Below are 12699 nucleotides of genomic sequence, written 5' to 3'. Positions count from 1 at the left end.
CCGGGCGAAGCCGCTTCTCCCCGGCCAAGGCCGGAGGAGAACGGGGACACGTGGTGAGCTGCGCCGGCTGCGCGGGATTTTTCGCGCTTGCCAAAACGGGCTCGTATCCGTGATTACGTTTGAAAAAGCGAAACGGATTCATCCGGATGCAAAAAAACCAATGCGGATCAACGCGATTATTTCGGTAATATCAGTCGCGCCGCCCACCCGACCGGTCCCATGACGACAATCCTTTCTCAAGACCCGACACCCGACACCCTCGTGCAATTGCTCGACCGTGTCGCCACCGAAGACGCCGCCGCGTTGCGCGCGCTCTACGATCTGACTTCATCGAAACTGTTTGGCCTCGCGCTCCGTATATTGGTGAAGCGCGAGTGGGCCGAAGAAGTCTTGCAGGATGCGTTCGTCAATATCTGGCGATACGCGGGCGACTACAAAGCAGGCCTGTCCGCGCCGATGACCTGGATGGCGGCGATCGTCCGCAACCGGGCACTCGATTATTTGCGGCGGCAAAAAGCCAACGGGGCCAGCGCCGAAACCGAATGGAGCGACGCGTTGGACGATACCTTGCCGGCAAACGAGGCAGATCCCTCCGACCAGATGCTGATGAGCCAGGAAGCACGGCAACTCGCGATCTGCATGGAACGGCTCGAAGCCAATCAGCGCCAGGCGGTGGCGCTTGCGTACCTGCGTGACCAGAGCCACAGCGAAGTAGCCGACGTTCTCAAAGTACCGCTCGGCACAGTGAAGTCGTGGATTCGTCGCGGCCTGGAAAAACTCAAGACGTGCCTGGGAGGGCTGTGATGGATCTGCATCGATACGCAGGCCTCGTCGATCAGCTTGCCGCCGAATACACGCTTGGCGTATTGCGCGGCGGGTCGCGAAGACGATTCGAAAGTATTTCGCAGCATGATCCCGTCATCCGGCTGGCCGTTGAAACGTGGCGCTTGCGGCTTGCGGCCATGACCGAGCTCGGGCCGGCTGTGGCGCCGCCTCCCGAAATCTGGCCGGCTATCGAACGGCGCTTGAATCTCGTGAATGCACGCCGCGATGCAGCCGCGGCTCGTCCGGTCGCACGCCCGAAACCGAACTGGTTCGAGAACCTGTCGTTCTGGCGCGGCTGGTCGATCGCCGCGACCGCCATTGCTGCTATCGCGCTCGTGGTGTCGGTGCGCGAGCTTTCCACGACAACGCCCGTACCCACGCCTACGCCCGTGCCGCAAGTGGCGCAGGAACCGCGCATTGGCTATGTGGCCACCCTCGCCGATGAAAAATCCAACGCGCGCATGCTCGTGACCTGGGACGACAGGACATCGGAAGTGACGGTACGGCGGTTGAGCGGATCGTCCGATCCTTCCGATAAATCCATGCAGCTTTGGGGTTTGCCGAAGCAAGGACATCCGGTGTCGCTCGGCGTGCTGCCGGTCGGCGGAACCGCGAAGTTCAAGGCCGCTTCTGTGAGTGCGTATCCGGTGCTGGCGGTTTCGGTCGAACCGGTTGGCGGCTCGCCGAACCCCAATGGGCCGACCGGGCCGGTGGTTTATACGGGTAAGGTGATTCCGGCAGCTTGATGGTTTTCACGCAGTGAATCCGAAGGGGCGTCGTAAGGCGCCCCTTTTCTTTTCGACGGCCTCCCAAATGGTTGCGGGTTTGTCATTGCCTGTAAAATTGGCAGTTCCGCCGTTTTCCGTCCTCGTTTTCAGTCCTCTTACGAACATCACTATGACGTCCCAACTGCACAAGAAAGGCGAAGCCTGGTCGGCTCGCTTCAACGAACCGATGTCCGATCTGGTCAAGCGCTATACGTCATCGGTGTTCTTCGACAAGCGTCTGGCGCTCGTCGATATCCAGGGTTCGCTCGCCCACGCCGCCATGCTGGCCGCGCAGAAAATTATCGGCGATGCGGATTTCCAGGCCATCCAGAAAGGCATGACGCAGATTCAGGGCGAAATCGAGCGTGGCGAATTCGAATGGAAACTCGACCTCGAAGACGTGCACCTGAACATCGAGGCACGGCTGACTGCGCTTATTGGCGATGCCGGCAAGCGCCTGCACACCGGCCGCTCGCGCAACGATCAGGTCGCGACCGATATCCGTTTGTGGCTGCGTGGCGAGATTGACCGGATTGGCGAGCTATTAGTGGAACTGCGCCGCGCGCTGATCGATATTGCTGAGCAGAATGCCGGAACCATCATGCCGGGCTTCACGCATCTGCAAGTGGCGCAGCCCGTGACGTTTGGTCATCACCTGCTGGCGTATGTGGAGATGTTCACGCGGGACAGCGAACGCATGGCCGATTGCCGCAAACGCGTGAATCGCTTGCCGCTGGGCGCTGCCGCGCTGGCTGGAACGAGCTATCCGATCGATCGTCAAGCCGTTGCCAAAACCCTCGGCTTCGATGGCATCTGCGCCAATTCGCTCGACGCTGTATCGGATCGCGATTTCGCCATCGAATTCACGGCCGCCGCCGCGCTGATCATGACGCACGTCTCGCGCTTCTCCGAAGAACTCGTGCTGTGGATGAGTCCGCGGGTGGGTTTCATCGATCTGGCTGATCGTTTTTGCACCGGCTCGTCGATCATGCCGCAAAAGAAAAACCCCGACGTGCCCGAACTTGCGCGTGGCAAGACGGGACGCGTCAATGGCAATCTGGTTTCGTTGCTGACGCTCATGAAGGGTCAGCCGCTCGCGTACAACAAGGACAATCAGGAAGACAAGGAACCGCTGTTCGATACCGTCGATACCGTCTCGGACACCCTGCGGATTTTCGCTGAAATGGCAGCGGGCATCACGGTCAAGCCGGACGCCATGCGCGCGGCGGCGTTGCAAGGTTTTTCGACGGCGACGGATCTGGCCGATTATCTGGTGAAACGCGGCTTGCCCTTTCGCGATGCGCACGAAGCCGTGGCGCTCGCCGTGCGCATCTGCGTGGGTCGTGGCTGCGACCTGGCGGATCTGACGCTCGAGGAAATGCGCTCGGAGTTGCCGAATGTCGCGCATTTGATTGGCGACGATGTATTCGAGTACTTGACGCTGGAAGGGTCGGTTGCGAGCCGGAACCACGCTGGCGGGACAGCGCCGGAACAGGTTCGGGCAGCGGCGAAGGCGGCGCGGGTGGCGTTGGGGTGAGGTTGATGTCACGGTCCGGCCAGCCCACAACGTAGCCGTATTGGCTACATTCGTAGTCAATACGGCTACAGCCTCGCCGGATCCCAGCAATGGAATGCGGCCAACTCAGTCAAATCCGGTTCCCATGATCATCCGCCCCAAACTCCACTGGTTCCGCATGCTGTTCGTCTGGCGCGGCTCCGTGCTTCCGCAACTCCTGCCCCGGCTTGCGCTGATCTTCGTGCTGTCCGTCGCGGCAATCGTGATGCACGATCACGTGCGCAATTATCCGGTGGGACTCGGCACGCCGCCGTTCGCCCTGGTTGGCATCGCGCTCGCGGTATTCCTCGGATTTCGCAATGGCGCGAGCTATGAGCGCTGGTGGGAAGGCCGCAAACTCTGGGGCGGATTGTCCATTCACGGCCGTTCGCTCGCGCGTCAGGCACTGACCCTGACACGCGGCGTCAAGGCCGAGGACACACATGAATTTATCGCGGCAATCGGCGCGCTTGGTCATGCGCTGCGCCACGAAATGCGCCGCACCGACGCGCTTCCCGATCTCGCCACGCGCCTGACGCCTGCGTTATATCAGCGCACGGTCAAAGCGCAGAATCGATCGACAACCATCCTGCGCTGGCTCGGCGAATGGGCCGGTGTACGTGCCCAGGAAGGCGCGCTCGACGGATACGGCGTGCTCGCATTCGAGCAGAATCTCAATGAGCTTTCGGGTGTGATCGGCGGCTGCGAGCGTCTGGCGTCCACCCCGTTGCCCTTCTCGTACTCAGTGATGATCCACCGGACGGTCTACCTGTTCTGCGTGCTGCTGCCGTTCGGTCTTGTCGATGGCGCGGGCGTGCTGACGCCTCTTTTCGCATTGCTCGTCGCATATGCATTCATGTCGCTGGAAGCCATCGCGGCGCAGATCGAAGATCCGTTCGGCCTGGAAGAAAACGACCTCGCGCTCAATGCGCTCTGCGATGCGCTTGAAAACATGCTCCACGACATGACCGCCGATCCCGACTTCAAGCGGCCGCCGAAAGGCTTGCCCGAACCCGGGGTGACGGAACGCAGGTTTATCGTGACTTAAATGAAAAAGGCCCGCTTGAGCTTATGCGGGCCTTCTCCATTGCCATCTAGCTTTCGGCTTAACGCTCGAGCGCCACGCAATCGACGAAATACTCGATCCGCCCGTTGATCATCTCACCGACCAGCCCGTGAATATCCGTATGGAAACCCGGGAAGCGTTCGTTGAATTCGCGCGCAAAGCGCAAGTAATCCACGATGGTCTTGTTGAACCGCTCGCCCGGAATCAGCAACGGAATGCCCGGCGGGTACGGCGTCAGCAGAATGGTCGTCACGCGGCCTTCGAGTTCGTCGATAGGCACCCGGTCGATCTCGCGATGCACCAGCTTCGCATACGCTTCGGACGGCTTCATGGCCGGTTCCATGCTGGAGAGATACATTTCGGTCGTCAGCCGCGCAATGTCATTCGCACGATAAACACTGTGAATCTGCTCGCATAAATCGCGCAATCCCATGCGCTCATACGACGGATGCTGTGCAATGAAATCGGGCAGCACGCGCCACAGCGGCTGGTTGTTATCGTAGTCGTCCTTGAACTGCTGCAGTTCGGTGACCATGGAGTTCCAGCGGCCCTTCGTAATGCCGATGGTGAACATGATGAAGAACGAATAAAGCCCGGTCTTCTCCACAATGATCCCGTGCTCCGCCAGATACTTCGTCACGATGGCAGCCGGAATGCCCGTCTCGCCGAACTCGCCGTCAACATCGAGCCCCGGCGTGATGATGGTCGCCTTGATCGGGTCGAGCATGTTGAAGCCTTCCGCGAGCGCACCGAAACCATGCCAGTGGTCGTTCGGCTTCAACACCCATTCTTCGCGGTCGCCAATACCCTCCTCGGCCAACGCTTCCGGTCCCCACACCTTGAAGAACCAGTCGTCGCCGTATTCGTCGTCGACCTTGCGCATGGCGCGGCGGAAATCGAGCGCTTCCGCAATCGACTCTTCCACCAGCGCCGTGCCGCCCGGCGGCTCCATCATGGCCGCAGCCACGTCGCACGACGCGATGATCGCGTATTGCGGGCTGGTCGACGTATGCATCAAATACGCTTCGTTGAAGCGGTGTTTGTCGAACGTGCTGTTTTCCGAATCCTGAACCACGATCTGCGATGCCTGCGAAATGCCCGCGAGCAGCTTGTGCGTGGAATGCGTGGCGAACACCAGCGCGCCCGTACGCGGACGCCCCGCGCCAATGGCGTGCATGTCCTGATAGAACTCGTGGAACTCGGCATGCGGCAGCCATGCTTCGTCAAAGTGAAGCGTGTCCAGCATGTCGCCGAGCAGGTCCTTGATCATCTCGACGTTGTAGACAATGCCGTCGTACGTGCTTTGCGTGATCGTCAGGATGCGCGGCTTCACGTTCGGGTTCTTCGCGAGCGCTTCGCGTGCGAACGGATTGGCCTCGATCTTCTTGCGGATGTTTTCCGGCTTGAATTCGTCGCGCGGAATCGGCCCGATCAGGCCGAAGTGATTGCGCGTTGGCGTCAAAAACACCGGAATCGCGCCCGTCATGGTGATGGCGTGCAGGATCGACTTGTGGCAATTACGATCGACCAGCACGATGTCGCCCGGCGCGACGGTTGCGTGCCAGACAATCTTGTTCGATGTCGACGTGCCGTTGGTCACGAAGAACAAATGGTCCGCGCTGAAAATGCGCGCCGCGTTGCGCTCCGACGCCGCCACCGGTCCGGTGTGATCGAGCAGTTGGCCGAGTTCATCGACGGCATTGCAGACGTCCGCCCGCAACATGTTCTCGCCGAAAAACTGATGGAACATCTGGCCCAGCGGATTTTTCAGGAACGCCACGCCGCCCGAGTGTCCGGGGCAATGCCACGAGTACGAACCCTCTTCGGCGTATTGCACGAGTTCCTTGAAGAACGGCGGCGCGAGCGCGTCGAGATACACCTTCGCCTCGCGAATGATGTGGCGCGCGACGAATTCCGGCGTGTCCTCGAACATGTGGATGAAGCCGTGCAGTTCGCGCAGGATGTCGTTGGGCAAGTGCCGCGACGTGCGCGTTTCGCCGTACAGGAAAATCGGAATGTCGGCATTGCGCCGGCGCACCGCCTGCACGAACGCGCGCAGCGCAACGATGGCGGACGCCAGTTCTGGCGCATCGCCCTCGGCCAGCACCACGTTGCTGTCGGCATACGGCAGCAATTCGTCGTCATCGATCGACAAAATGAAACACGACGCGCGGCTCGATTGCTGCGCAAACGAAGTCAGGTCGCCGTAACTCGTCAGCCCGAGCACCTCGACGCCTTCGCGCTCGATCGCCTCGGCGAGCGCGCGGATACCGGAACCCGAGATGTTCTCGGAGCGAAAATCTTCGTCGATGATGACGACGGGAAAACGGAACTTCATGAGGCGAATCTCCAAATGGAACGACCGCTGACCGAGTTGTGCATGCTCGAGTCCAGCGGTCTTTCAAAAAGCGTTGCAATGACGTTCCAAACTGCACTATCTGCAGCAGCAACGTCAGGTTTTCGGCAGCGTTACGCCGCTTTGCCCTTGATACTTGCCCCCACGATCAGCGTAGGAAGTCTCGCAGATTTCGTCGCTTTCAAAGAAGAGAACCTGCGCCACGCCTTCGTTCGCGTAGATTTTGGCAGGTAAAGGTGTCGTATTTGAGAATTCGAGCGTCACGTAGCCTTCCCATTCCGGCTCGAACGGCGTCACGTTCACAATGATCCCGCAGCGCGCGTAGGTGGATTTCCCGAGACACACCGTCAGGCACGAGCGCGGAATCCGGAAATACTCGACCGTGCGCGCCAGCGCGAAGGAATTCGGCGGAATGATGCAAACGTCGCCCTTGAAGTCGACAAACGATTTCTCGTCGAAATTCTTCGGGTCGACGATCGTGGAATTGATGTTCGTGAATATCTTGAATTCGTCCGCCACGCGGATGTCGTAGCCATAGCTCGACGTGCCGTAACTCACGATCTTCCTGCCGTCTTCGGACACGCGCACCTGATCGCGCACGAACGGCTCGATCATCTTGTGCTCTTCGGCCATGCGCCGGATCCACTTGTCGGACTTGATGCTCATAGGGAACGCTACCCAACGAAAGAAGCAGCTTTGGAGAAGCCGCTGTGCTTGAAACAGGGCGTGGCCGGAAGCCGGGATTGCGTGCAGAAGCACGTCAAAGCCGGGGGGAGCCGCCGAGAAGCGCGTATTTTACTTGATGTGATGAGCCACGCGGCGGGACCTGGCCAAGAAGCTAGGCTGATTGCTTTAGTGGCCTGATTTCATTGACGAATCACGCCGCACGCGAGTGCGGGTCCTGCGCCGCGTGGCGTGAGCGAGTACGAGTCGGAGGTATCGCGATGAAGCAGAACGGCGCGCGCGAGCACCGAGCGCACGCCGTCGAGCGAAACATCGGGCGCCACGATGAATCCGGTCGCCGAGCCGTTCGCGTCGGCGCGAATGGTGGCGAGGTCGCCCTCCACTTTCGAGCCCGACCGGCTGCGGTCCGCTGCGGGTGCGAAGACCGGGCCGCCATCGGATGAATTCGAGACGATGCAATCCCCGCGCTCGTGAATCTGCAGCGCGTGCTCGCTGTCAGGCGGCATGCCGGACAGATTATAGGAAACCTGTACGCCATCCGAGCGTTCGATGAACGTCACCGACCCGGCCACGTTGCTGCCCGCGGTGGGTTGCAATGTGGCATCGGCGCGTTTCTCGTGGGTCTGGAACAAAATGCCGCAGCCGCCAAGCAGCAATGTGCCGGCGGTCATTGCCAGGCCCGCGGCTACGCCCAATACCGCGCGCGTTCGCCAGCGCGACACCGTGTTCAGGATCGGGTTTGCCGTGGCAGGCTGGCTGCCCGATCCAGACCCGTCGAATCTTCGTTTCATGCAATCCTCATGGCGACCCGCGACCACCCCGTGTGCTCACCTGACCGCGCCAATGGAAGGCCACATGATACCGCGACACGCATGAGGCACATCCCTGAGGCACATCCCTGAGCGACAGGCACGAGTCATATCGTTCGCGCCCGCCGCCGTTCAGGTGTTCTGCACCACGATGCTCGGGAACATCGAGGTCATGTCGCGCTGGCGTTCCGCAATCGCGATCGCAACCTTGCGCGCGATCGACCGGTACGCCTCGGCGATCTTGCTGTCCGGCTGCGACACCACGGTCGGCTGGCCGGCATCGGTTTTCTCGCGGATGGCGATATCCAGCGGCAGGCTGCCAAGCACCGGCACGCCATATTCCTTCGACATGCGCTCGCCGCCGCCCGCGCCGAAGATATGTTCTTCGTGGCCGCAATTGGAGCAGATATGCGTGCTCATGTTCTCGACAATGCCTAAGATTGGAATGCCGACCTTCTCGAACATCTTCAAGCCCTTCTTGGCGTCGAGCAGCGCGATATCCTGCGGCGTGGTGACGATTACCGCGCCCGTCACCGGCACTTTCTGCGACAGCGTGAGCTGGATGTCGCCCGTGCCCGGCGGCATGTCCACGACCAGGTAATCCAGATCCTTCCAGTTGGTCTGGCGCAGCAATTGTTCGAGCGCGGACGTGACCATCGGGCCGCGCCAGACCATCGGATTGTCCTGTTCGATCAGAAAGCCGATGGAATTCGCCTGGATGCCGTGGCCGACCAGCGGGTTCATCGATTGATTATCGGGAGACTCCGGCCGGCCGCTGATGCCGAGCATCATGGGCAGCGAGGGGCCGTAGATATCGGCGTCCAGCATGCCGACCGACGCGCCTTCCGAAGCCAGCGCAAGCGCCAGGTTCACTGCGGTCGTGCTTTTGCCGACACCGCCCTTGCCCGACGCCACCGCAATGATGTTCTTGACGTTCGGCAACAATTTCACGCCGCGCTGGACGGCGTGCGCCACCACTTGCGACGATACATCCACGCGTACGCCGGCCACGCCGGGCACCTTGGTGATTGTGTCGGACACGAGCGTGCGTATAGCCTCGAACTGACTTTTCGCCGGATAGCCCAGCACGAGATTGACGCCGACATTGGCGCCGTCTATGGTCACGTTGCGAATGCTTTTAGTGTCCGCAAAAGAGCGGCTGGTATTGGGATCGATCAGACCGCCGAGGGCGGTGTCGATCTGGGCGCGATCAAGACTCATCGAGACTCCGTGGGAACGCTTGTTGCGAAAAGGGATCGAACACTTTCGCGCACGCGGTATGAAATTTGAAAGGAATTGTTGCACGACATTGCGTGACGGACGCGTGCACTGCACTATCCCACGCTGCCATGGTCTGGGGACGCATCGTTTTAATCGCTTGAATCCTTGACCGTATTGTAGTGGCAGGCGCAACGGCTCGCCGGAAGACCCCACGGGGAACTCCTGCGTTCACCGGGCGGCTGCCTTGATTGAATCCTGGAGAAATGACAATGAACTCGAAAATGATGACGCGCTTGTCCGTAATCGCAGTAGCCGGCGCGCTGGTCGCCGGTTGCGCCACCCAGCAGGGCAACAATGCCGCAGTCGGCACGGGTATTGGCGCCGCGACCGGCGCGGGCCTTGGCGCGATCTTCGGCGGCGGCAAGGGCGCGGCAATCGGCGCGGGCGTAGGTGCGGCGGCGGGCGGCATTACCGGTTACAACTGGCAGGCCATCAAGGGCAAGCTGACGGGCGCCACGCAAGGCACGGGCACGCAAGTGACCGAGCAGCAGGATGGTTCGCTGAAGGTAAACATTCCGAACGCAATTTCCTTCGATACCAACAGCTACGCAATCAAGCCGACCTTCGCGCCGGTGCTCGATCAGGTCACGCAGACGCTGGTGCAGCACCCGGAACTGGTGGCCCAGGTGGTTGGCCATACGGATAGCACCGGCCAGCCGGCCTACAACCAGACGTTGTCGCAAAATCGCGCGCAAAGCGTGGCGTCGTACCTCGCCGGTCATGGCGTAGCGGCGCAGCGTCTGGCGGCGCAAGGCATGGGCCAGACCCAGCCTATCGCCGACAATTCCACCGAAGCCGGCCGTGCGCAGAACCGTCGCGTTGAAATTTATCTGCGCGCCACGGCTCAGCCTGGACAGGTGCAGTAAGCGGATTGATTTACAAGGGAGATTGACAGTTTCGCCGCATCGCCGGGGTTTTGATCGATTCCCGAAAATATCGCGGGAATCAGAAAATATTTGAAACTTTGGCCGCGCGGCGTGTGTCTGTATTAACGGTAGGTGGCTGGCAGTGTGTTGTGCCGCCACGTGCCATTCTCCTCTTGTCGTTGTTGCTCCGGGGCCCGCTATATTGCCCCGGTTTTTTTTCGTCCGGAATTTAAGAACGCCCGAGGTTCATCCTCGCGTACGCCAACTCCCCCGCCCCGGCGCCGCGCCTTCCTCCTGCTAGAATCGTGATTCGCTTTTTCACGCATTCACTGAATCTTCAACCGCAGGCCAGCGCCTTATGTCATCGTCAACACCGATTCCCGCCTCCGCCCCCGCTCATCGCCGAATTCTGGTCACGTCCGCGCTTCCGTACGCGAACGGTCAGATTCATATCGGCCACATGGTCGAATATATCCAGACGGATATCTGGGTCCGGACGCTGCGAATGCACGGTCACGAGGTCTATTACGTCGGTGCCGACGACACCCACGGCACGCCGATCATGCTGCGCGCCGAGCAGGAAGGCATTACGCCGAAAGAGCTGATCGAACGCGTAGGCAAGGAACACAAGCGCGATTTCGACAGTTTCGGCATCTCGTTTGACAACTATTACTCAACCGACGCCGAAGAAAACCGCGTCCTGTGCGAATCCATCTATAAGTCGCTGCAGGAAGCCGGTCTGATCGATGCGCGCGAGATCGAGCAAGCCTACGACCCGGTCAAGGAAATGTTTCTGCCGGACCGCTTCATCAAGGGCGAATGCCCGAAATGTGGCGCGAAGGACCAATATGGCGACAACTGCGAAGTCTGCGGCTCGACTTACCAGCCGCTCGACCTGATCAACCCGTATTCGGTGGTGTCGGGTGCAACGCCGGTCCGCAAGACGTCGACGCACTACTTTTTCCGTCTCTCCGACCCGCGCTGCGAAGATTTTCTGCGCGGCTGGGTCAGCGGCCTCGCGCAGCCGGAAGCCACGAACAAGATGCGTGAATGGCTTGGCGACAAAGGCGAAGCGAAGCTCGCCGACTGGGACATCTCGCGCGATTCGCCCTATTTTGGCTTTGAAATTCCGGGCGCGCCCGGCAAATATTTCTATGTCTGGGTAGACGCGCCCGTTGGCTATTACGCCAGCTTCAAGAACCTGGCGGATGCGCGCGGCCTCGATTTCGAAGAGTGGATCCGGCCGGGATCGAAAACGGAGCAATATCACTTCATCGGCAAGGACATCCTGTATTTCCACACGCTGTTCTGGCCGGCCATGCTGCAGTTTTCCGGTCATAGAACGCCAACTAACGTGTTCGCTCACGGTTTTCTCACCGTCGACGGCGCCAAGATGTCGAAGTCGCGCGGCACGTTCATCACGGCGAAAAGCGTAATCGATACAGGCATCAATCCCGAGTGGCTGCGCTATTACTACGCGGCGAAGCTGAACCACACCATGGAAGACATCGACCTGAATCTCGAGGATTTTCAGGCGCGCGTCAATAGCGATCTGGTCGGCAAGTACATCAATATTGCGAGCCGGGCGGCGGGTTTCCTGATCAAGCGTTTCGATGGCCGCGTGCAGGACAGCGCGATGAATCACCCAATGTTGCAGCAATTGCGGGCGACTATTCCGCAGATCGCGGCGCTATACGAAGCGCGCGAATACGGCCGCGCGCTGCGCACGACCATGGAACTCGCCGATACGGTCAACGGTTATGTCGATACCTCGAAGCCTTGGGATCAGGCGAAGGACCCGGCGAACGCGGCCGCGCTGCACGAAACCTGCAGCGTCAGCCTGGAGGCATTCAGGCTGCTGTCGCTTGCGTTGAAGCCGGTGTTGCCGTTGCTGGCGGAATCGGTGGAAGCGTTTCTCGGCATCAAGCCGCTCGTTTGGGCCCATGCAGCCACGCCGCTCAGCGCTTCGCAGCCGATCAACGCGTATAAACACCTGATGACGCGCGTGGATCCGAAACAGATCGAGGCGTTGATCGCAGCGAATCGTGAATCGGTCGCGCCGGGTCAGGCTGCGGCTTCGGTTGCTGCACCGGCATCGGCGTCGGCGTCGAAGAAAGCCGTGAAGGAAAAAGCGCCGGAAGCAGAAGGCACGATTTCCATCGATGATTTCGCGAAAGTCGATCTGCGTATTGCGAAGATCGTGGATTGCACGGCCGTGGAAGGATCGGACAAACTGCTGCAATTGACGCTGGACGTTGGCGAAGAGAAAACGCGCAATGTGTTTTCCGGCATCAAGTCGGCATACCAACCGAGCGATCTGATCGGCAAGTTCACGGTGATGGTCGCGAACCTGGCGCCGCGCAAGATGAAGTTCGGCCTGTCGGAAGGCATGGTGCTGGCTGCTTCGTCCGACGACGAAAGAGCGGAACCCGGCCTGTATATCCTTGAGCCGCACAGCGGCGCAAAACCGGGAATGCGCGTGAAGTAAAG

General features: G+C 60.3%; 10 protein-coding genes. 6 read left to right on the top strand and 4 right to left on the bottom strand.

Annotated elements, in window-relative coordinates; translation table 11 throughout:
• The first annotated feature begins 219 nt into the window (after positions 1-219).
• From AWB64_RS18480 to AWB64_RS18465, 4 genes are all read left to right on the top strand, one after another.
• Positions 220-804 carry a sigma-70 family RNA polymerase sigma factor gene (locus AWB64_RS18480; protein ID WP_060856871.1) on the top strand — a complete coding sequence of 195 codons (585 nt, stop codon included), beginning with the start codon at positions 220-222 and terminating at the stop codon, positions 802-804.
• A complete protein-coding gene (locus AWB64_RS18475) occupies positions 804-1571 on the top strand; it encodes an anti-sigma factor (protein WP_060856870.1) in 768 nt (255 codons plus the stop codon). Before AWB64_RS18480 ends, AWB64_RS18475 begins: the two co-directional genes overlap by 1 nt.
• A 151-nt stretch (positions 1572-1722) precedes the next feature.
• Positions 1723-3129 (top strand): argininosuccinate lyase, encoded by a 1407-nt coding sequence (gene argH, locus AWB64_RS18470; protein WP_060856869.1) that lies wholly within the window; start codon positions 1723-1725, stop codon positions 3127-3129.
• Positions 3130-3253: 124 nt separating this feature from the next.
• Positions 3254-4195, top strand: a complete 942-nt coding sequence (locus AWB64_RS18465) for a bestrophin family protein (protein ID WP_060856868.1) — start codon at positions 3254-3256, stop codon at positions 4193-4195.
• A gap of 58 nt (positions 4196-4253) precedes the next feature.
• Here AWB64_RS18465 and AWB64_RS18460 read toward each other — a convergent pair whose 3' ends face one another.
• From AWB64_RS18460 to apbC, 4 genes are all read right to left on the bottom strand, one after another.
• A complete protein-coding gene (locus tag AWB64_RS18460) occupies positions 4254-6551 on the bottom strand; it encodes an arginine/lysine/ornithine decarboxylase (protein ID WP_060856867.1) in 2298 nt (765 codons plus the stop codon).
• Between the two features lie 114 nt (positions 6552-6665).
• Positions 6666-7235: a dCTP deaminase gene (gene dcd / locus AWB64_RS18455; protein WP_056351848.1), complete on the bottom strand. Its 570-nt coding sequence runs from the start codon at positions 7233-7235 to the stop codon at positions 6666-6668.
• Positions 7236-7435: 200 nt separating this feature from the next.
• Positions 7436-7924: a superoxide dismutase family protein gene (locus tag AWB64_RS18450; protein WP_060856920.1), complete on the bottom strand. Its 489-nt coding sequence runs from the start codon at positions 7922-7924 to the stop codon at positions 7436-7438.
• 270 nt (positions 7925-8194) lie between these two features.
• On the bottom strand, positions 8195-9283 hold the full coding sequence (gene apbC, locus AWB64_RS18445; protein ID WP_060856866.1) for an iron-sulfur cluster carrier protein ApbC: 1089 nt from the start codon (positions 9281-9283) through the stop codon (positions 8195-8197).
• 269 nt (positions 9284-9552) lie between these two features.
• Here apbC and AWB64_RS18440 point away from each other — a divergent pair, with 269 nt between their 5' ends.
• A complete protein-coding gene (locus tag AWB64_RS18440) occupies positions 9553-10209 on the top strand; it encodes a YiaD family glycine zipper/OmpA-like lipoprotein (protein WP_060856865.1) in 657 nt (218 codons plus the stop codon).
• A 358-nt stretch (positions 10210-10567) separates the two neighbouring features.
• Positions 10568-12697, top strand: a complete 2130-nt coding sequence (gene metG, locus AWB64_RS18435) for a methionine--tRNA ligase (protein ID WP_060856864.1) — start codon at positions 10568-10570, stop codon at positions 12695-12697.
• Positions 12698-12699 lie beyond the last annotated feature (2 nt).

The organism is Caballeronia sordidicola (assembly GCF_001544455.2).
Lineage (GTDB): Bacteria > Pseudomonadota > Gammaproteobacteria > Burkholderiales > Burkholderiaceae > Caballeronia > Caballeronia sordidicola.
Note: the sequence above shows the minus strand (reverse complement) of the source record. Positions and strands in the feature narration are given on the sequence as shown.

What these genes read in the sequence shown, in the direction of transcription:
- apbC (WP_060856866.1), bottom strand. Translation starts at nt 9,283, where the DNA reads ATGAGTCTTGATCGCGCCCAGATCGACACCGCCCTCGGCGGTCTGATC.
- argH (WP_060856869.1), top strand. Translation starts at nt 1,723, where the DNA reads ATGACGTCCCAACTGCACAAGAAAGGCGAAGCCTGGTCGGCTCGCTTC.
- metG (WP_060856864.1), top strand. Translation starts at nt 10,568, where the DNA reads ATGTCATCGTCAACACCGATTCCCGCCTCCGCCCCCGCTCATCGCCGA.
- AWB64_RS18465 (WP_060856868.1), top strand. Translation starts at nt 3,254, where the DNA reads ATGATCATCCGCCCCAAACTCCACTGGTTCCGCATGCTGTTCGTCTGG.
- dcd (WP_056351848.1), bottom strand. Translation starts at nt 7,235, where the DNA reads ATGAGCATCAAGTCCGACAAGTGGATCCGGCGCATGGCCGAAGAGCAC.
- AWB64_RS18440 (WP_060856865.1), top strand. Translation starts at nt 9,553, where the DNA reads ATGAACTCGAAAATGATGACGCGCTTGTCCGTAATCGCAGTAGCCGGC.
- AWB64_RS18450 (WP_060856920.1), bottom strand. Translation starts at nt 7,924, where the DNA reads ATGACCGCCGGCACATTGCTGCTTGGCGGCTGCGGCATTTTGTTCCAG.
- AWB64_RS18475 (WP_060856870.1), top strand. Translation starts at nt 804, where the DNA reads ATGGATCTGCATCGATACGCAGGCCTCGTCGATCAGCTTGCCGCCGAA.
- AWB64_RS18480 (WP_060856871.1), top strand. Translation starts at nt 220, where the DNA reads ATGACGACAATCCTTTCTCAAGACCCGACACCCGACACCCTCGTGCAA.
- AWB64_RS18460 (WP_060856867.1), bottom strand. Translation starts at nt 6,551, where the DNA reads ATGAAGTTCCGTTTTCCCGTCGTCATCATCGACGAAGATTTTCGCTCC.